Origin of the sequence: Caenispirillum bisanense (assembly GCF_039523075.1) — a bacterium.
Taxonomy (GTDB): domain Bacteria; phylum Pseudomonadota; class Alphaproteobacteria; order Rhodospirillales; family Rhodospirillaceae; genus Caenispirillum; species Caenispirillum bisanense.
On sequence record NZ_BAAAEP010000033.1, the window covers coordinates 1 to 17,341 of the forward strand.

Consider the following 17,341-nt stretch of genomic DNA (forward strand, 5'->3'; position numbering starts at 1 on the left):
GTCATGAAAACCCGCCGCCCCTTCGTCCCGACTTGACGCCCGACACGGTATCTCACGCGCCGGGCGCGGCCTTGCGGCCGCTTGGCTCACGCGGCACAAGCCGCGCGGCGCAGTCGCGCCGGGTTAGTTTTTGTTCGCCCTCACGCGCCGGGCGCGGCCTCGCGGCCGCTTGGCTCCCGCGGCACAAGCCGCGCGGCGCAGTCGCGCCGGCCAGCCGACGATGAGCGGACTCATCGCCGGCTGGTTGCCGCCGGGCGCAGCCCTACGACGCCGGCACCAGCCGCAGCAGGCGGCCGTCGCTGGCGTCGGTGAGCAGGTAGAGGAAGCCGTCCGGCCCGCTGCGGACATCCCGGATGCGCGCGTTCAGGTCCACCAGCAGTTCCTCCTGCGCCGTCACCCGGTCGCCGTCCAGCTCCAGCCGCCGCAGGTGGGCGCCGGCCAGGGCGCCGATGAACAGGTCGCCCTGCCACTGCGGGAAGGCCTCGCCGCTGTAGAACGCCATGCCCGACGGCGCGATGGACGGCACCCAGTGGACCAGCGGCGGCTCCATGCCCGGCGCCTCGCTGCGGTCGGAGATCACCGCCCCGGAGTAGTCGACGCCATAGGTCACCGCCGGCCAGCCGTAGTTGGCGCCGGGCTTCAGGATGTTCACCTCGTCGCCGCCGCGCGGGCCGTGCTCGTGGGTCCAGACGGCGCCGGTCTGCGGGTGCAGGGCCATGCCCTGGACGTTGCGGTGGCCGTAGGTGAAGACCTCCGGCCGGGCATCGCTGCGGCCGGCGAAGGGGTTGTCGGCCGGCACGCCGCCGCTGTCGGTGATGCGGATGACCGACCCCAGGTGGGTGCCGGGGTTCTGCGCCTCCTTCATGTGGCTGTAGCGATCGCCGAGGGTGACGTAGAGGCTGCCGTCCGGCGCGAACAGCAGGCGCGAGCCGTAATGCGCCCGGCCGCCGGTCTTGGGCGCGGCGACGAAGATGGTCTCCACGTCGGTCAGCCGCATGGCCTGCAGGTCGAGGCGCCCGCGCGCCACCTCGGTGCCAGCCCCGCCGTCGCCGCTGCCGGCATAGGACAGATAGACCAGGCCGTTGCTGGCGAAGTCGGGATGCACCGCCACATCCAGCAGGCCGCCCTGGCCGGCGGCGAAGACGGCCGGCGTGCCGGCGATGGGCGCCTGCTCCAGCCGGCCGTCGCGCACCAGGCGCAGGCGGCCGGGGCGTTCCGTCACCAGCATGGCGCCATCGGGCAGGAAGGCGAGGCCCCAGGGGTTTTCCAGCCCGCCGGCCACCGTCTCCACCCGGAAGGACGCCTGCTGCGACCGCTCCACCCCCTGCGCCGCGGCAGGTGCCGGCGGCGGCCCGGCGATCAGCAGGGCGGCGGCAAGGACGGCGGCGACGGGCGCGACTCGGTGTGCAGGCATGGAACCCTCCGGTTGCAGCAGGAGCTTCCCACATATGCCCGCGGCTGCCGGATGCAAGCCTGCCTCGCCATCGGGAGAGGCCCCGGCAGCGCGATACACTCTGTTACCAACTGGCGGTGGCGGCGACATCACCCCGTTACCGAAGGGGCGCAGACTGGGTTTCAGGGTCGAGGAGCGAGACGCCCCCGACCGCAGGACACCCCGCCGGGGCCGGGCCTCCGGTCCCCCCGGCTGCCACAGGAGACAGACCATGAAGACCACCCTCAAGACCCTGCTCGTCGCCACTGCCGTCGTCGGCGCCCTGGGCGTTGCCGGCGCGGCGGTCGCCGGCCCCGGCTTCGGGGCCTGCGGCGGCGGCTTCGGCCCCGGCTACGGCCACGGCCACGGCTTCACCCGCACCCAGGGCCAGGGCCCGGGCATGATGGGCGGCCCCGGCATGATGGGCGGCGGCATGATGCAGCAGCGCCTCATGCAGCTGGACACCAACCAGGACGGCGCCATCACCAAGGACGAGATGCGCGCCCACCACGACCAGCGCTTCGCCGCCATCGACACCGACAAGGACGGCGTGATCAGCGAGGCGGAGTTCCTGAACGCCACCCCGCAGGCCTTCGGCTTCGGCCCCATGGCGGGCATGGACCCGTCGACCCTGCCGGAGGCGCAGCAGACCCGCATGCAGGAGCATCGCGCCTTCATGTTCCGCGGCTTCGACGTCGACAACAGCGGCACGCTGACCAAGGACGAGTTCGCCGCCCACCTGGACGCCCGCTTCGAGATGATGGACGCCAACGGCGACGGCCGCATCACCCCGGATGAACTGGGCCCGCGCGGCAAGGGCTTCAAGCGCGGCCCGGCGCCGGCCCCCGCCCCCACCCCGGCGCCCGCCCAGTAAGCGACCTGCCTGTCGCACAAAAAGCAAACCGCCGGTCCCTTGCGGGACCGGCGGTTCTCCCTCCTTCCCCCCGGAAGGCGGTGGGGCTTACGCCGCCGGCGTGGCGGTGGCGAGAGCCCGCGCGAGCTGGGACAGCGCCTCCTGGTGGCGCTCGTTGTTGATCATGCTGAAGTTGCGGGCCAGTTCCAGGCACATGCGCTGGCGCTGGCTCATGTCTTCGCCACGATCGTCTTCCAGACCGTCGAAGAAGTAGCTGACCGGCACGTTCAGAACCTGCGCGATCTCGAACAGGCGGCCGGCCGAGATGCGGTTGATGCCGCGCTCGTACTTGTGCGCCTGCTGGTAGGTGACGCCGATCATGTCGGCCATCTGCTGCTGCGACAGGCCCAGCATGATGCGGCGTTCACGGATGCGCTGGCCGACGTACTTGTCGGTGTCGGTCGCCCGGTTGGTGGGCTTTCCGGTGCGCGGCATGGAAATGTGATTCATGGCAATAACCCCTTAACCCTCGGCGTGAATTGCGGGCCGGCTTTTGCTGCCAGCCTCTCCGCGGATGATCCGCGGTTTTGTTATTTCAACCTCCGGGATACGCCTTTCTATCGCAGTGCGCAAGCGGCTTCTAATACTCCCGGATCAGGCTCAAGTATTAGCCGCCGTCGTTCAACCCATTGAAAAACAACAGGTAGAACGCGGGTCTTATATCTTTTGACCAGGGCAGTAGCTATGCCGTAGGAAAGGGGAACCGGTCACACGGCCAGGATGTCCTCGGCGGGCGGCGCGGCGGCGGCGTCCACTGCCGACGGAGCACCCGCCGCCGCAGCGGCATCACGATACCGGGCGGTGCCGGCGGCGGCCCCCGGATGCGGCAGGCCGTAGGGCACCGGCGGCGGCGGGCTCGCCTCCATCACGGCCAGGGCGGCGAATCCAAGCCGCGCCGCCAGGTGCTGCCGCGCCAGGTGCTCGCGCGCGTCCTGGCGGCCGAGATCGTCGAGCAGGGTGACGCGCACCACCTCCGCCACCGCCCGCGCGGTCTCGCTGCCGGCCACCGGACGGAGCGGCGGCGACGCAGGACGACGGGCAATGGAAGACGGATCGACGAACACGGGCTCACCTCAGGAAGACGCGACAGACGCTCCTGAAACGACTGAGCCATGGAAAAGGCGGCGGCGCGAGTGGCACCACCGGCGCAGAGGGGGGATCTGGGCCGCTCCGGGCGGCGCATCCGGCCGGGGCAGAGCCCTGCTCCGCCCGGTGCAGCACCGGGCCGGAGGGAGAGGGTCGATTACTTCGCCCGGCCGCCGGGACGGCCGAGCAGCTGGTCGATCTGGGCCTGCATGGCATTCATGCGGGCGCGCAGTTCGTCGATGTTTTCCTGGCCGCGCTGGACCGGGTCGGCGTTGGTCGAGCGTTCGCCCGGCGCCAGTCCGCCGGCGGCGCCCTCGCTGCCGTTCTTGCCGGGCTTGCCGCCCTCGGCATAGAAGGGAGAGAACATCTTCATGGCGCTTTCGAAAATCGCCATGTTCTGCTTGTTCATCTCTTCGATCTGCTGCAGCGGGAACATGCCCTCCACCGCCTTCTGCATCAGCGTGCGCATCTGCTCTTCATTGCGGTAGAACGACGACATGGACATTTCCAGGTAGCGCGGCACCACGTCGCCCAGGCTGTCGCCGTACAGCGAGATCAGCTGGCGCAGGAAGCTGATGGGCAGCAGGTTCTGGCCCTTGCCCTCTTCCTCGACGATGATCTGGGTCAGCACCGAGCGGGTGATGTCCTCGCCCGTCTTGGCGTCGTAGACGACGAAATCCTCGTTGTCCTTCACCATCTGGCAAAGGTGGTCCAGCGTCACGTAGCTGGAGGTCGCCGTATTGTACAGCCGCCGATTGGCGTATTTCTTGATGGTGATGGGCGCGCGCGGCGACTTGGAAGCTTCAGCCATATCCAGACTTTTCCCCGCAGTGGTTTTACCCGCTTGGGCTCCGACCCTGTTTTCCGCAAACGTATCATATTTTTCCAGAAGGTTATCGCCTTTCTCCACACCATCCATGGTGGAAGGGGCGGGTTTTTGGTATATTCACCGGCATGTCGGATGCCCCTGACCTAGACGCGCTGGCGCGCCGTTACCTCGACCTGTGGCAGGACCAGATGTCGGCCATGGCGTCGGACCCTGCCATGGTGGAGGCGCTGTCGCGCACCTTCACCCTGATGACCCAGGGCGCCGCCGCCTTCGCGTCCGGTGCCGCCGATGCCGCCCGCGCCGCCGCCTCCCCCGCCCCTTCCGCCGGCGGAGACACCGCCCATGCGCGCCACCCTTCTGCCCGACCCGACGCTGCCGCCGCCGGACCCGGTGACGACGGCGCCGCCTGCCCCGCCCCGCCGCCTGGGCCCGCGGCCGCTGCCGCTGCATCTGGCGACCCAGGGGTGGACGTTCCTGACCTCCTGCGCCGCATCGCTGCGCTTGAGCAGCGCGTGGCCGACCTCGAGTCCGGCCGCGCCGGAGGCGCCGCCCCCACCCCCGGCTCCGGCCCCGCCCCCGCCAGGCGAAGCCGTCGCCGGCCTGCTGGCGCAGCTGACGGCGCCTGACGACCGCCGCCGCTTCATCACCGCCCTGGATGCCGAGGCGCGGCTGCGCTTCGATGCCTTCCTGCGCGGCGTCCAGGCCTACCGCGACCACCCCTACCACCGCCCGCTGACCGATCCGCCGGTGCTGTGGCGGCGCGGCACCACCGCCGTGCGCGACTACCGCGGCACCGCCGAGCCCTCCCGCCACGGCGAGGGCAAAGGGGCGGCGGTGCTGGTGGTGCCGTCGCTGGTCAACCGCTGCTACGTGCTCGACCTGACCGCCCGCCGCAGCTTCATGCGCTACCTCGCCCGGCGCGGCTTCCAGCCGTTCCTGGTGGACTGGGACGCGCCCGGCCCGGCGGAGCGGCGATTCGGCCTCGGCGACTACGTGACCGACCGGCTGGAGCCGGCGCTCGACCGGGTGCGCGAGGCCAGCGGGCGCGACCGGGTGGGGGTGGTCGGCTACTGCATGGGCGGCACCATCGCCCTGCCGCTGGCCCAGCGCCGGCCCGACGCGGTGGCGGCGCTGGTGACCCTGGCGGCGCCATGGGACTTCCACGCCGGCAGCCGCCGCCAGCAGCGGGTGATGGCCGCCCTGGGGGAGGCGCTGGAAACGGTCATGGACCTGCACGACGAACTGCCGCTCGACCTGCTGCAGGCCCTGTTCGCCAGCCTGGAGCCGGGCATGATCCCCCGCAAGTTCCGCGCCTTCGCCGCCATGCGCCGCGACAGCGCCCGGGCGCGCGAGTTCGTCGCCCTGGAGGACTGGCTGAACGACGGCGTGCCGCTGACCGCCGCCGTCGCCCGCGAAACCCTGTTCGGCTGGTACGACGACAACCTGCCCGGCCGCGGCCTGTGGCGCATCGCCGGCGAGACGGTGACGCCGGAGGCCATCGCCGCCCCCATGCTGGCCGTCATTCCGTCGCGCGACCGCATCGTGCCGCCCGAATCGGCCCTCGCCCTTGCCGCCCGCTGTCCGCAGGCCCAGGCGCTGCAGGTGCCGCTCGGCCATGTCGGCATGATGACCGGCCGCCATGCGGGCCGCGAGGTCTACCAGCCGCTCGCCCGCTGGCTGGGGAAGCGGCTGGCGGTTCCTTGACCGTCATGTTGCAGTGCGACAGATCGTTTGCCGGACGTGCCATCGCCCGGTAGAATGCGCCGCCCGTTCGTGTGGGCGGACGGACTGGCCGAACCCGTGGGCGCGCGGCGACGGCCTGGATGAACCCAGGGAGAACTCGTCATGACCGATATCGTCATCGTCAGCGCGGTGCGCACCCCGATCGGCAGCTTTGCCGGCACCCTTGCCAGCACCCCGGCCGCCAAGCTGGGTGAGATCGCCATCAAGGAAGCCCTGTCGCGCGCCCAGGTGGACGCCAAGGAGGTGTCCGAGGTCATCATGGGCCAGGTGCTGAGCGCCGGCCAGGGCCAGAACCCGGCCCGCCAGGCCGCCGTCGCCGCCGGCATCGACCAGCACACCCCGGCCTACATCATGAACCAGGTGTGCGGTTCGGGCCTGCGCACCATCGCCGCCGGCTTCGCCAACATCAAGGCCGGCCTGTCGGACATCGTGGTCGCCGGCGGCATGGAAAGCATGAGCCTGTCGCCGCACTGTTCCTACCTGCGCAGCGGCGTCAAGATGGGCCCGACCGAACTGGTCGACACCATGATCAAGGACGGCCTGTGGTGCGCCTTCAACGGCTACCACATGGGCAACACCGCCGAGAACATCGCCACCAAGTGGCAGATCACCCGTGACGAGCAGGACGAGTTCGCCACCGCCTCGCAGAACAAGGCGGAAGCCGCCATCACCTCCGGCCGCTTCAAGGACGAGATCGTGCCGGTGCCGGTGAAGGTGAAGAAGGACGAGAAGCTCTTCGACACCGACGAGTTCCCCCGCGCCGGCGTCACCATCGACGCCCTGGGCAAGCTGCGCCCGGCCTTCAGCAAGGACGGCACCGTCACCGCCGGCAACGCCTCGGGCATCAACGACGGCGCCGCCGCCGTGGTGCTGATGACCGCCGCCGAAGCCGCCAAGCGCGGCCTGACGCCGCTGGCCCGCATCGCCTCCTTCGCCTCGGTCGGCGTCGATCCGGCGATCATGGGCACCGGCCCCATCCCGTCGTCGCGCAAGGCGCTGGAACTGGCCGGCTGGAGCGTCGACGACCTCGACCTGATCGAGGCCAACGAAGCCTTCGCCGCCCAGGCCATTGCCGTGAACAAGGACATGGGCTGGGATACCGCCAAGGTGAACGTCAACGGCGGCGCCATCGCCCTCGGCCACCCCATCGGCGCCTCGGGCACCCGCGTGTTCGTCACCCTGCTGCACGAAATGCTGAAGCGCGACGCCAAGAAGGGCCTCGCCACGCTGTGCATCGGCGGCGGCATGGGCATCGCGCTCTGCGTCGAGCGCTGAGGCCACATCCGGCCCGCTGCCGTCGTCGCTGACGGCGGCCGGTCCAGGTGAAGACGGAAGGGGCGGCGCCTGCGGGCGCCGCCCCTTCTGCTTGTGCCGCCACCTGCCCGCGCGGGTAGCATTTTTTTGGAACAACTTTCCCCTCCCGCGGTTCCTTCCCGCTGCCAAGGTCGTGCCGGCAGGGTGCGGGCGCGGCGACCTCTGGATAATTTAATTACCGGGGGTGTCGCGCTATCCTGTCACGGCCGCTCGAAGCGGTACCACCGCACCGCGGAAGCTCTCCCGCTTTCGTTGCAACGGCGCCCACCGGGAGCGCCGCAGCGGGTGTTTGCGCCTCTTCCTGTACTTAAATTTCATTTTTTAACCCGAAATCGGGGCTTTATTACCGCCGCCGATTCTTCTACAACGGTTGCCGCAGGGTTCGTGTTTTCACTGACGCAATCATCGGGAGGGTTTCTGAATGTCCAAGGGACGTGTTGCACTCGTGACCGGCGGCACCCGCGGCATCGGCCGTGCCATCAGCGAGCATCTGCGCGACGCCGGCTACAAGGTTGCCGCCAACTACGGGGGCAACGACGAGGCGGCCAAGCGCTTCACGGCAGAAACCGGCATCCCCGCCTACAAGTTCGACGTCGCCAGCTTTGACGACGTGAAGGCGGGCATCGAGCAGATCACCAAGGACCTCGGCCCGGTCGAGGTGGTGGTCAACAATGCCGGCATCACCCGCGACGGCACGCTGCACAAGATGAGCTACGAGCAGTGGGAAGCGGTGATCCACACCAACCTCACCTCGTGCTACAACACCTGCCGCAGCGTGATCGACAGCATGCGCGAGCGCGGCTTCGGCCGCATCGTCAACATCGGCTCCATCAACGGTCAGGCCGGCCAGTACGGTCAGGTGAACTACGCCGCCGCCAAGTCGGGCATCCACGGCTTCACCAAGGCGCTGGCCCAGGAGGGTGCGGCCAAGGGCATCACCGTCAACGCCATCGCCCCGGGCTATGTCGACACCGACATGGTGCGCGCCGTGCCGCACCACGTGCTGGAAAAGATCATCGCCAAGATCCCCATGGGCCGCCTCGGCCGGGCGTCGGACATCGCGCGCGGTGTGCTGTTCCTGGTGGCGGACGATGCCGACTTCATCACCGGCTCGACCCTGTCCATCAACGGCGGCCAGCACATGTACTAAGACCGGCCTGCGGGGAGCCCGCTCCTCGTAAGCTCAAACTCCCCCGCACGCGCCCGTGCGGGGGAGTTTTTCTATTCGGCGGGCGCCTGGGCCGGTGGCGCGTCCGGCTGGGGAACGATGGCCGGCACCGGCTTCCAGGCGAGTGCCGCGATCACCCCCGCCAGCGTCGCCGCGGCGATGCCCACCGCCACCACGCCCGGCCAGCCGAAGGCATGCCACACCGGCGCCGGCCCCACCGGCCCCACCGATCCGCCCAGGTAGTAGGCGAGTACATAAAGCCCCACCGCCGACGATCGGCCGCCGCTCGGCACCACCTGCCCGACCCGGCCCATGGCGACCGCCTGGGTGACGAAGACGCCGACGCCGCCCGCCGCCAGCCCGGCGATGACCACCGGCAGCGACTCGGCCAGGGTGGCGACCAGCCCCAGTGACGACACCGCCGCCGCCAGCGCCACCGTGCCGCGAGCGCCGAAGCGGCGCAGCAGGCGGCCGGTGGTGGGCGTCACCACCACGCCGGCGAGATAGACCGCGAAAATGAAGCCAAGCTGCGTCGTCGTCAGCGAGAACGGCGGCTGCGACAGGTGGAAGTTCACCCAGGTGAACACCGCCTGCAGGGTGAACAGCATCAGGAAGCCGACCACGCACACCGCCAGCAGCCGCGGGTTGGTCAGGTGACCGCGCCACGCCTCCAGGATCGCGGCGATGCCGCTGCGCCGCCCCGGCGGCTTCGGCGCGTCGGCCGGGAGCCAGCGGATCAGCACCACGGCGCAGACGACGGTGATCGCCGCCAGCGCCACGAAGGCGAAGCGCCAGCCCGCCAGCGGCTCGATCAACGCCGACACGAAGCGGCCGGAAAAGCCGCCCAGCACCGACCCCGCCATGTACAGCGCCGTCACGTCGGCCCGCTCGTCGGCCGGCCACTGCTCGCTGATATGGGCGACGGTGACGGCGAAGATGGCCGGCAGGCACAGGCCCTGCAGCAGCCGCCACAGGATCAGCTCGTGCAGCGACTGCGCCAGCGCCGCCAGCAGGGTCGGCACCAGCAGCAGCAGCACGGCGCCGATGACCGTCCGCTTGCGGCCGATGGCATCCGCCAGCGTGCCGGCAAAGGGCGCCGTCACCGCCACCGACACCGTGGCGGCGGAAACGGTCAGCGCCACCGCCGCCTCGGTGGCGGAAAACTGGCGCGTCAGTTCCGGCAGCAGCGACTGCGTGGCGTAGAGGTTCAGGAACGAGACGGCGCCGGCGGCGAACACGGCGATGCGCGGGCGGACGGGGGATGTCATGGTGGCGTCATACTCCTCCCCTCCTATCTGGCGCGGCACCGGCGATTGGTCCAATATAAAGTTCTGTGCCCGGTGATAGGCGGAGGCTATGAGCGATGGACCTGCGGCGGCTGCGCTATTTCGTCGCGGTGGCGGAGGAGCTGCATTTCGGCCGCGCCGCCGCCCGCCTGCGCCTCGCCCAGCCGTCGCTGAGCCAGCAGATCCAGGCGCTGGAGGAGGAGGTCGGCGCCGCCCTGCTCAGCCGCAACCGCCGCCGGGTGGAGCTGACCGCCGCCGGCCGGCTGCTGCTGCCGGAGGCGCGGGCGGTGCTGGCGCAGGCGGAACGGGCGCTGCTGGTGGCGCGACGGGCCGGACGCGGCGAGGTCGGGCGGCTGGAGATCGGCTTCACCGGCTCCGCCCCCTTCAACCCGCTGCTGCCGCAGACGGTGCGGCGGTTCCGCGAACGCTGGCCGGACGTCCATCTGTCGCTGAACGAGATGCCGACCACAGCGCAGTTCGAGGCGCTCATCGCCGGGCGGCTGGACGTCGGCTTCCTGCGCCCCGGCCAGCCCATGGAGATGGTGGGCATCGCCCAGCGCCTGCTGCTGCGGGAGCCGCTGCTGGCGGTGCTGGCGGCCGATCACCCACTGGCGGCGGCAGAGGCGGTGGGGCTGGCCGATCTCGCCGGGCAGCCGTTCATCCTGCACCCGCGCGCCATCGGCACCGGCCTGTTCGACAAGGTGATGACCCTGTGCGCCGCCGCCGGCTTCACGCCGCGCATCGCGGTGGAGGCGCATCAGATGTCGACGGTGGTCACCCTGGCCGCCGTCGGCATGGGAGTGTCCATCGTGCCGGAGGCGCTGCGGCGGCTGGCGGCGCCGGGGGTGGCGTTCCGGCCGATCACCGATGCCGGCGCCTTCATGGACCTGATCGCCGCCTGCCGCGCCGAGGACGACAGCCCGGTGGTGGCCAACTTCCTGTCGGTGCTGCCGTCGGCGGAGGCATAGCGGCCCCGCCTCAGAAGGCGTAGTAGCGCACGTCGCCGGCGTCCGTCCGCTCCACCATCACGTCGCCGAGCGCCAGGGCGGCGGCGCGGCCGGACTGGAACAGCATGACGTTGACCAGACGGCCGCGGCCGTCGGCGCAATCGCACAGGGCGGTGACCAGGGTATAGGCGGGGTGCTCGTCGCGGCCGCGCAGGGCGTGATCCAGGCGGGCACAGGGCACGCCGGCCTGGGAGATCAGGGTGGTCAGCGCCGCCTGCGCCGCGACGGCGGTTTCGGCGGGCAGCGGAGCTTCCGCCGGCACCGCCGCCACCTGCTGGTAAAGGTCGCTGTAGGCGCCGTCGGCGCCCAGCACCGGCGCCACCGGGCGGCCGCCGTCGCGGCTGAAGCCGCTCAGCCCGAAGGCGGTTCCGCTCGCCGCCGCCATCAGCCCCAGGGCCACCAGCCCGTACACCAAACCCCGCATGACGCCGCTCTCCCGCCACACATCCTTGCCTGTGGGGCCATTATGACCGCATAAGACTTGTGGTCAATATGGCTAAACGCAGGGTGGTACGGCGGGAGTGTGTTCTCAGGCGGCGATTCGCGACCGCACGGCGTCAAAGCTTTCCAGGCGGTCGAGCGGGCCGAGCGCCGCCAGGGTCAGCGGCGTTTCCACCATGCGGCGGGCCAGGCGGGTGATGTCGTCGGCGCTGACCGCATCCATGGCCGCCGCCATTTCCTCCACCGACACCGGCCGGCCGAAGGCCAGCAGCTGGCGGGCCAGCTGTTCGCAGCGGTTGGAGGTGCTTTCCATGCCCATCAGCATGCCGGCCTTCAGTTGCGCCTTGGCGCGCTGCAGTTCGGCGGCGTCGATGGACTGGCCGACCTTGAGGATTTCCTCGGTCATCACCGGGATCAGTTCCGCCACTTCCTTCTCGCCGGTGCCGGCATAGATGCCGAACAGGCCGGAGTCGCGGTAGCTCCAGGTGAAGCTGTAGATGGAATAGACCAGCCCGCGCTTCTCGCGGATTTCCTGGAACAGCCGCGACGACATGCCGCCGCCGAGCAACTGGCTCAGCACCTGGATGCCGTAGAAGTCGGGATCGTCGTAGCGCACGCCGTCGAAGCCCAGCACCACGTGGGCCTGTTCCAGGTCGCGGTCCTCGCGGTATTCGCCGCCGCGGTAGGAGGCATCGGGCTCCGGCTCGCCCTGGCTGGCGGGCAGGCGTTCGAAGGCGCGCGCCACCATGTCGACGAAGGCGTCGTGCTCGATGTTGCCCGACGCCGACAGCACCATGTGCGGCGCCGTGTAGCGGGCGCGCATGAAGTCGATCAGCGTGTCGCGGGTGAGCGACAGCACGATCTCCTCCGTCCCCAGCACCGGCCGGCCGAGCGGCTGGTCGGGGTAGGCGGCGGCCTGCCAGTGGTCGAAGATGATGTCGTCGGGGGTGTCCTCGGCCTGGTTGATCTCCTGCACCACCACCGCTTCCTCGCGCGCCAGTTCCTCGGGGTCGAACACCGAGTGCTGGAGGATGTCGGCGATGATGTCGGTGGCGAGGCCGGCGTCCTGCTTCAGGACCTTGGCGTAGTAGGCGGTATGCTCGCGGCTGGTATAGGCGTTGAGCATGCCGCCGACGTTCTCGATCTCCTCGGCGATGTCCTTGGCGGAACGGGTCTCGGTGCCCTTGAAGGCCATGTGCTCCAGCAGGTGCGAGATGCCGTTGATCTCCGCCGGCTCATGCCGGGTTCCGACGTCCACCCAGGCGCCAAGGCTGACGGTCTCCACGGTGTCGACGCGATCGGTACAGACACGCAGGCCGTTCGGAAGGGTGGTGACGGAAATGCTCATGCAGGGTCCTCGTTACGACGAAACGGAAAGGGTCTTGCGGATATGGGTACGCAGGGCCGCCACGTCATTGGGCAGCACGTCATAGCGTTCCTCGCGCTCGAACAGGTCGGCCAGGCGGGCCGGCAGTCCGGGGCGGTGGCCGGTGGCGGCTTCCACCGCATCGGGGAACTTGGCCGGGTGGGCGGTGGCCAGCGCCACCACCGGCACGCCGTCGGGCAGCCCGCCCTTGCGGGCGGCGGCAACGGCGATGGCCGAATGGGGGTCGAGCACCTCGCCGGTGGCGCGGTAGACGTCGGCGATCACCGCCTTGGTGCCCTCGTCATCCAGCCGCAGCCCTTCGAACAGCCCCAGCATCTCGGCCATGGGTTCCTCGGCCACCGTATAGGTGCCGGACTGGCGGAAGGCGGCCATCAGGTTGCGCACCGCCTGGCCGTCCCGCTCATAGGCGTCGAACAGCAGGCGCTCGAAGTTGGACGACACCTGGATGTCCATGGACGGGCTGAGGGTCGGCACCACGCCGTCCATGGTCATGGCGCCGGTCTCGAAGAAGCGGGTCAGGATGTCGTTGCTGTTGGACCCGACCACCAGCTTTTCCACCGGCAGGCCCATGCGGCGGGCGACATAGCCGGCGAAGACGTTGCCGAAGTTGCCGGTCGGCACGGCGAAGACGACGCCGCGGTCGGGCGCCCCCAGGCTCAGCCCGGCCCAGAAGTAATAGACCACCTGGGCCATGATGCGGGCCCAGTTGATGCTGTTCACCGCCGACAGGTGCATCTCGTCGCGGAACTCGGTGTCGGCGAACAGCGCCTTCACCGCGTCCTGGCAGTCGTCGAAGGTGCCTTCCAGCGCGATGTTGTGGACGTTCGGCGCCTGCACCGTGGTCATCTGGCGGCGCTGCACGTCGGAGGTGCGGCCCTTGGGGTGCAGGATGAAGATGTCGATGGCATCGCGGTCACGGCAGGCCTCGATGGCGGCCGAGCCGGTATCGCCCGAGGTGGCGCCGACGATGGTGATGCGGCTGCCGCGCTTCTTCAGCACATGCTCGAAGGCATGGCCGACGAACTGCAGCGCGTAATCCTTGAACGCCAGCGTCGGGCCGTGGAACAGCTCCATCAGCCAGACGTCCGGGCCGATCTGCTTGAGCGGCGCCACCGCGGCATGGCCGAATCCGGCATAGGCGCGGTTGGCCAGATCGGTCAGTTCGTCGTCGGTCAGGCTGCCGGCGACGAAGGGGCGCATCACCTGCACCGCCAGTTCGGCATAGGACAGCCCGCGCAGGGAGCGGATCTCGTCGACGGTGAAGGTGGGCCAGTGCTCGGGCACGTAGAGGCCGCCGTCGCGGGCGAGGCCCGTCAGCAGCACGTCGTCGAAGGAAAGAGCCGGCGCCTCGCCCCGGGTGCTCACATACCTCACCGTCCCGTCACTCCCTGATCGGCGCCGCGGGCGCCCCATGGTCCAGAGGCGCGCAGGGTACCGCGCGGGGAACCGCACGGCAACACCGACCACCACCCCACCGCCCCCACCGAGGCGCGCCATGTGGGGCGGCGGCAAGGCCGGGTCAAGGGCGGCGGAGGCTGGCGCCGGCGATCCGCAGGGCGGAGGTGGTCAGCCGCCCGCCTTCGGCCGCCGGCATCAGGCGCACGGAGACGACCAGGCCGCCGTCATCGGCCGCCCGCAGCAGCAGCCGGCGCGGCACGGTCAGGATGAACTCGCCCACGTCGCCGTCGCGCGGCGGCGGGTGGAAGGCGACGCTGCCGATGGGCTCCGCCTCCGCCTCGGGGGCGTTGCCGGGGCGGGCCTCGATCACCACCAGATAGGGCTCGCGCGGGACGGTCCGCACCGGCTCCAGCAGCAGGGTCAGGTAACCGTCGCCGCGGCCGGCGGCATCGGCGTCGGCCGCCGTCACCGCCACGGTGGCGCGGGCGGCGGCGGTGCCGGTGGCCTCGGCGCCCGTCGCGGCGGCCCCTGCCCCTTCAGCGGCGAAGGCCGTGCCTGCTCCCTCCCCCGCCCCCGGCGGGGCCGGGGCGAGGACGGTCAGGAAGACGGCGACCAGGGCGGCAACGGGGGGCATGACAACCATCGGCGGTCTCGTCGGCGGACGGGGCCGGCGGATGCGCCGGCCCCCGAGACGGTGACATGCGGTCAGATGGCCTCCAGGTCAACCTTGGACAGCACGAAGCTGTCGTCGGTCCTGGCGCCTTCCACCGCCGGCACCGGAACCAGGTCGATGGTGACGTCGCTGGAGGTCAGCAGCCCCGCCTGCGCCTGCTCGTGCAGGGCGCCGGTGATGTCGATGATCACCTTCTGATCGGCCGCATGGTGCCCCTTGGCCGACGCGAAGAAGGCGAACGAGCCGGTGAAGTAGGGCCCGCCGGTGACCGTCGTATCCTTCGGGCGGTTGACGTAGACGTTGACCAGCATGGGCGAGGTGCCCGGCGCATCGGTGATGCCGAGGGTGGCGTAGATGCGGCGGTTGGCCACCGCCAGGCGCGGCGAGGTGACCGCCAGCGGGCTGGCCGCCCAGAACACGCGCGAGCTGAACATAGCATCAGTCAGGTTGCCGGCCGCCACCGTCGCCGTCGCCGCCTCGGTCAGGGAGGCGCGGTCCTTCACGGCCACCGACCCCAGCACCTGCGGCACCGCCGACACCGCCGAGGCAGCCAGCAGGAGCTGTTCGCCCCGCGGCGCGCCTTCCAGCACGCCGGCCAGTTCCACCGCCGAGGCCTGCATGGTGTCGTAGATGTAGTCGAAGTTCTTCAGATCGACCGCCGAGTTGGCATCGGCCACCGGCACCGGGTTGCCCTTGGCGTCGACGAAGTTGTTGGAGTAGTCGTAGTTGCGCGAGATGACGGTGCGATGTTCGGGGCTCGCCGCCTCCCACTGCGCCCACAGGCGGTCGATGTTGCAGTGGTGCAGCCAGAAGATGGGGTCGAGCGGCGACATGCCGTCGCCCATGTGGCCCTGCGGCTGACCCTGCGGCATGGCGCCGACGATCACGTGGCCCTTGTCGTGGGGCTGGCGCTCAAGCTGGTTGGTGAAGATCTCGAAGGTCGGGCTTTCCAGGATGGTGCGGATCTTCTCGTAGGAGAAGAAGTCCTGCCCCGGCGCCTCGCGGTCCTGCAGGCCGACGCCCTTGGTCAGCCCGCGCACGCCGACCGTGACCACCTCGTCCGGCCCCCAGTTGTCGGACTGGGCGTCGCTCTTGTCGTTCCAGAAGACGACGTTGAGCGGCTCCAGATCATAGAACGGATCGGGGATGCGGCCGCCGTTCTCCGACCAGTTCCAGTACGGCAGCGCGAAGTCGGGCTCGCCGATCAGCTCGCCGCAGATCTGCTCGAAGTAGTTCAGGTACCAGCGGTGCCAGTGGACGAAGTCTTCCTTGTGGTGCGGGCAGTGGTGGAGATGGATGAGCGCCTGATTGCGCCAGGTGCGGGTATCGTCCTTCCGCAGGTTGTGCATGGCGGCGACGGCCTGGGCGTACTGGCGGAAGAACGGATCGCTGGCGTCCATCTTCATGACGTCCCGCCGAACCCGCTTGCCACCGCCGGCGGCCCGGGCCGCCCCCGACACCCCGGTCACGATGTACGGCGCCGCCAGAGCGGCCGCCGACAGCTTCATGAAATCCCTACGTTGCATCACACCCTCCCCTTCTCGCTAAAGTCCATGCGAGTTGCGCTATCGGCACAACCTCAGGCGAATCGCAGATGTTAGCGCTGCCTGTGATTGATACCCACGAACGGGAGGGAGGTAAAGACGCCAGGGCGAGTCGGGGGATATTTTTCTCGCGGAGCGGGTGCCGCGAGTCCCGCCAACGGACAGGGGAGGCGCGGGTCCGGTCCGGGCATGCAGGAGGCGGCGGCTGAAGGCACCTGATCTCCAGCCCCCCCCTCGGTCCCCTCACCCGTCGCGTCGGGGCGGCTCCACCTCCAGGACGGTCAGGGTGCGGCGCTCGCCGCCCGGGGTCTGCCAGTCGATGGCGGCGCCGGCGCGCATGCCGAACAGCGCCGCCCCCACCGGCGTCAGGATCGACACGGCGGCCGCGTCGGCGTTTTCCTCGCCGGGGAAGACCAGCGTCACCGTCCGCTCGCGGCCGGTGGCGTCGTCGCGGTAGCGCACCCGGCTGCCCATGGTGACCGCATCGGGTGGCAGCTGCGCCGCCGGCACCTGGGTGGCGCGCTCCAGTTCGTCCAGCAGGTAGTCGGCCACCGCCGGCACCCGGCGGGCGGCATCCTCGGCCAGGGTGTAGAGGCGGTTGAAGTCCTCGGGCGTGACGAACACGGGCGGGCGGGCGACGGTGGTGTCGGCGGTCATGGCGGCCTCCTTGAACGGGCACGGAATCGGGATCGGAACCGTTGGAACGGCGAGGCTCCGCCGGCGCCGATGGCGCAGCGGGCGGAGCGGATCAGGGGGATGCGACGGGGCCGACAGTGCGGCAGAACCCGGTGCGGCGGCCCCGGCCGGTCGGCCGCAGCGGGCGCACGACCGGGGCCGGCTAGCCTGCGAGGATGCAGCCGGCGGTGAGGGTGAAGCGGACGATGGTCGTTTTCTGTCGCATGGACCCATTGAACGGTGCCGGCGCGCCGCCGTCAAGGGCGAGTCGCCGCCCCGCCGCCGCCCGCCACGGCGGCCTTGACCGCCCCGGCGGTTTCCGTTAGGGAAGAAGGCAACGTGGTGATTTGGTCGACCGGCTTGCGGCCACGTAAAACAATTCGCTAAAAGGTCGAGGCGTCCGAAGGGAAGCCCTGACCGCATCGCTTATCCGGTCGGGGCTTTT

General features: G+C 70.3%; 16 protein-coding genes and 1 riboswitch. Of the genes, 5 read left to right on the forward strand and 11 right to left on the reverse strand.

The annotated features are described in order from the left end of the window. Positions 1-262: 262 nt before the first annotated feature. On the reverse strand, positions 263-1,414 hold the full coding sequence (locus ABD056_RS14685; protein WP_343867768.1) for a PQQ-dependent sugar dehydrogenase: 1,152 nt from the start codon (positions 1,412-1,414) through the stop codon (positions 263-265). Between the two features lie 250 nt (positions 1,415-1,664). Between ABD056_RS14685 and ABD056_RS14690 the strand changes: the two genes are divergently transcribed. Beyond that, entirely contained in the window at positions 1,665-2,306 is a 642-nt protein-coding gene (locus ABD056_RS14690) for an EF-hand domain-containing protein (protein ID WP_343867770.1), read from the forward strand. 87 nt (positions 2,307-2,393) lie between these two features. Here the strand turns inward: ABD056_RS14690 and ABD056_RS14695 are convergent, their stop codons facing one another. From ABD056_RS14695 to phaR, 3 genes are all read right to left on the reverse strand, one after another. Then, positions 2,394-2,795, reverse strand: coding sequence for a helix-turn-helix domain-containing protein (locus ABD056_RS14695; protein WP_343867772.1), 402 nt, complete (start codon positions 2,793-2,795; stop codon positions 2,394-2,396). A gap of 257 nt (positions 2,796-3,052) precedes the next feature. Then, positions 3,053-3,409 (reverse strand): hypothetical protein, encoded by a 357-nt coding sequence (locus ABD056_RS14700; protein WP_343867774.1) that lies wholly within the window; start codon positions 3,407-3,409, stop codon positions 3,053-3,055. Between the two features lie 179 nt (positions 3,410-3,588). Continuing rightward, positions 3,589-4,242, reverse strand: coding sequence for a polyhydroxyalkanoate synthesis repressor PhaR (gene phaR, locus ABD056_RS14705; RefSeq protein ID WP_343867775.1), 654 nt, complete (start codon positions 4,240-4,242; stop codon positions 3,589-3,591). A gap of 360 nt (positions 4,243-4,602) precedes the next feature. On the opposite strand from phaR, the gene ABD056_RS14710 reads away from it, so the two are divergent. From ABD056_RS14710 to phbB, 3 genes are all read left to right on the forward strand, one after another. After that, on the forward strand, positions 4,603-5,964 hold the full coding sequence (locus ABD056_RS14710; protein ID WP_343867777.1) for an alpha/beta fold hydrolase: 1,362 nt from the start codon (positions 4,603-4,605) through the stop codon (positions 5,962-5,964). 141 nt (positions 5,965-6,105) lie between these two features. Further along, positions 6,106-7,278 carry an acetyl-CoA C-acetyltransferase gene (locus ABD056_RS14715; protein WP_343867779.1) on the forward strand — a complete coding sequence of 391 codons (1,173 nt, stop codon included), beginning with the start codon at positions 6,106-6,108 and terminating at the stop codon, positions 7,276-7,278. 460 nt (positions 7,279-7,738) lie between these two features. After that, entirely contained in the window at positions 7,739-8,467 is a 729-nt protein-coding gene (gene phbB, locus ABD056_RS14720) for an acetoacetyl-CoA reductase (RefSeq protein WP_343867781.1), read from the forward strand. 71 nt (positions 8,468-8,538) lie between these two features. Here the strand turns inward: phbB and ABD056_RS14725 are convergent, their stop codons facing one another. Continuing rightward, positions 8,539-9,753: an MFS transporter gene (locus ABD056_RS14725; RefSeq protein WP_343867783.1), complete on the reverse strand. Its 1,215-nt coding sequence runs from the start codon at positions 9,751-9,753 to the stop codon at positions 8,539-8,541. Positions 9,754-9,848: 95 nt separating this feature from the next. Between ABD056_RS14725 and ABD056_RS14730 the strand changes: the two genes are divergently transcribed. Further along, complete coding sequence (locus ABD056_RS14730; protein ID WP_343867785.1) at positions 9,849-10,739, forward strand: LysR substrate-binding domain-containing protein; 891 nt, start codon at positions 9,849-9,851, stop codon at positions 10,737-10,739. A gap of 10 nt (positions 10,740-10,749) precedes the next feature. On the opposite strand, the gene ABD056_RS14735 is transcribed toward ABD056_RS14730, so the two are convergent. The 6 genes from ABD056_RS14735 to rnk form a co-directional block, all read right to left on the reverse strand. Beyond that, the gene (locus ABD056_RS14735) at positions 10,750-11,202 is read right to left on the reverse strand and encodes a hypothetical protein (RefSeq protein WP_343867786.1); all 453 of its coding nucleotides are present in this window, start codon (positions 11,200-11,202) and stop codon (positions 10,750-10,752) included. A 105-nt stretch (positions 11,203-11,307) separates the two neighbouring features. Next, positions 11,308-12,567, reverse strand: coding sequence for a M16 family metallopeptidase (locus ABD056_RS14740; protein ID WP_343867788.1), 1,260 nt, complete (start codon positions 12,565-12,567; stop codon positions 11,308-11,310). Positions 12,568-12,579: 12 nt separating this feature from the next. Then, a complete protein-coding gene (thrC, locus tag ABD056_RS14745; RefSeq protein ID WP_343867790.1) occupies positions 12,580-13,980 on the reverse strand; it encodes a threonine synthase in 1,401 nt (466 codons plus the stop codon). Positions 13,981-14,125: 145 nt separating this feature from the next. Further along, complete coding sequence (locus tag ABD056_RS14750; RefSeq protein ID WP_343867792.1) at positions 14,126-14,647, reverse strand: hypothetical protein; 522 nt, start codon at positions 14,645-14,647, stop codon at positions 14,126-14,128. A 62-nt stretch (positions 14,648-14,709) separates the two neighbouring features. Beyond that, a complete protein-coding gene (locus ABD056_RS14755; protein WP_343867795.1) occupies positions 14,710-16,203 on the reverse strand; it encodes a tyrosinase family protein in 1,494 nt (497 codons plus the stop codon). Between the two features lie 261 nt (positions 16,204-16,464). Continuing rightward, positions 16,465-16,878, reverse strand: coding sequence for a nucleoside diphosphate kinase regulator (gene rnk, locus ABD056_RS14760; protein WP_343867797.1), 414 nt, complete (start codon positions 16,876-16,878; stop codon positions 16,465-16,467). A 347-nt stretch (positions 16,879-17,225) separates the two neighbouring features. Then, positions 17,226-17,303, forward strand: a riboswitch (SAM riboswitch). Positions 17,304-17,341: the final 38 nt, after the last annotated feature.